1 protein-coding gene is annotated in these 1,704 nt (G+C 50.7%); it reads right to left on the bottom strand.

Features of this window, described 5'->3' with window-relative positions:
- The coding region (locus tag CLV98_RS23585) for a hypothetical protein (RefSeq protein ID WP_158281327.1) at positions 1–1,704 on the bottom strand (1,704 nt) is incomplete at both ends.

Below are 1,704 nucleotides of genomic sequence, written 5' to 3'. Positions count from 1 at the left end.
ATAGGTATAACCCGCACCAGTAGGTACTTGGTTCACACCACTCGTTGTACCTGTACTGTACCCTAAATATAAGGCGGTGGTACTACCAGGGCAGTAGCTTAGCGGACTCATTGTAAATGGAGCGAGGGCGCTTCCCACATTAACTTCAACATCGTCAGTGGTTACACATCCCGAGGCGGTATGGGTTTTTGTTAGGGTAAAGGTGGTATTAACCGCCACAAAAACTTCTGGTTCGGCCGAATTCTGGTTGGTTCCGTTACGCCAATCGGCACCAGCCGGACTCCAGCTGTATGTATAGCCACTCTCCGCCGGGACACCTAATTTTACTGTTCCATTAATGCAAACGTTTTTATCTACACCCGCATTGGCCGCTACAGACCTATACACTTCTATGGTGTCATTCAACGAGCACCCGGTCACTTTGTCGGTTACCGTCACTATATAAGTCTGATCGTCGGGGGCGGTGGCATTAGGAAGTGAAATATTAGAACTACTTAAACCAATGCCCGACCAAGTATAGGAGTAACCTGGGTTATTGGCCGGATCGCCAATGGCTACGGGAACACCTGAACAAGCAGAAATTGGAGACGGACCATTAAAACCAGGTACCGACCATACGGGATTATTCGCTTCCACTGAGGCCGTGCAGGTGTATGTAGGGTCAATTTTGCTCGTCATCGTTACGGTATAGGTACGATGGACGTTGTCGGTAAGACTGACCTTCTGGGCAGTGGTAGTATTTAATCCGACCGCCGGTGACCAGCTATAAGTAAAATCGCTAGCCAAACCAGAAGGTATAGCGGTAAAGGTTACTGGATTAATGCTTAAACTGTTGGATGGACAACCCGCATCTCCTTTAACCGTGATAGAACATCCACCGGTGCCGCAACTAGCCGGCACCACAACGTCATCGGTACAGGTCCCTGTTACTCCATTTAAGGTGTAGGTGGTGGTGAGCCTATAGGTAACATCTCCTCCTACAGAGGCCGAGACGCTGGCTTGTCTTTGATTGGTGGGTCCTATAAAATTGCCGGTGCCGGGTCCCGCTACCTTAGTCCATGCATAGGTTTCGTTAATGTTGGGGGTCCTATCGGCCACTCCAAGGGTTCGCGGCCCACAACCGTCTACCCCTGCCTTGGCTTCTATTACTGCCACTTTTACCTCATCAGCAAACACACAACCATCCTTGGTTGCCGTCACCACGTAGGTAATGGGATTGGGGGTGGGCATATTGATGCTTCCCGCATCGAAGGTCGCCGTAGAATTGCTGGTAGCAATATAAGTACCCGGTGACCATAGATAGGTATAACCCGACTGGGCAGTAGAGCCTAATGTGGTGGTAGAACCAATACAAACTACCCGATCTGCGCCGGCAAAGTTGGCCGTAGGAGCCGTAACGGGCGTAACAGTAACTTGATCGGTGGTAGAGCAGGTTCCCCCATTCGATTTGGTAACCGTCATTTGCACCTGATATACCGTCGTAGCCGTAGGACTAGCTATGGGTGTAGCACAGGTGGTGCAACTAAGAGTTCCTATCCCACTCCCACTAATACGGGTCCATAGATAGCTAATCCCCGTAGCTCCGGCTGGGGCTTCGGTACCGATCATGACCCCCGCTCCGGCACAATTGCCTTTATCGGGCCCAGCATCAGCCTTATAGGTATTCAAAATCACCTGGTCCGATTGCTGGCATCCATTGGCATC

Source organism: Dyadobacter jejuensis (assembly GCF_003149085.1).
Lineage (GTDB): Bacteria > Bacteroidota > Bacteroidia > Cytophagales > Spirosomataceae > Dyadobacter > Dyadobacter jejuensis.
The sequence above is the reverse complement of the archived record's forward strand: the minus strand, read 5'-3'. Positions and strand labels throughout refer to the sequence as shown.